This is a genomic window from Cohnella baijiui (genome assembly GCF_020731285.1).
Taxonomy (GTDB): domain Bacteria; phylum Bacillota; class Bacilli; order Paenibacillales; family Paenibacillaceae; genus Cohnella.
On the sequence record NZ_JAJFOW010000121.1, the window covers coordinates 1 to 417 of the forward strand.

General features: G+C 54.0%; 1 protein-coding gene. It reads left to right on the forward strand.

The genetic code is table 11. The annotated features are described in order from the left end of the window. Positions 1–412: transposase (locus tag LKX83_RS31920; protein WP_227887286.1), on the forward strand; the 412-nt coding region annotated here is incomplete at its 5' end. Between the last annotated feature and the right edge of the window lie 5 nt (positions 413–417).

Here is a 417-nt window from a genome sequence, read left to right on the forward strand (position 1 = left end):
AGGCAAGCGCCATCGCGTACGGGTGCTGACCAACCGCTGGGAAGTATCGGCCGAGGACGTCGCAAGGATGTACCGGTACCGTTGGAAGGTCGAGCTGTTCTTCAAATTTATGAAGCAGCAGCTCGGATTGAAGAAAATTTACAGTACCAAGCCGCAAGCGGTCTGGAACCAAATCTATCTGCATCTCATCGCCTACATGCTCGTCGAGATGTATCGGCTGCAGCTAGTCCCAGCAAGCAAGCGCGGCGCGATGATAGAATTGCTCCGAGCATACCTGGAACAGCCATGGAAGAGCCTACTTGAGGCTCTTCACCGACCAAAGAGTCGAACGAGCCGAGGCAGGCGTAAAAAAGGCGGGCGACCGCGCAAGCATCCTAAGCGACTAAAGCCAAAGCGTATCCTGTATTGGTAACACAA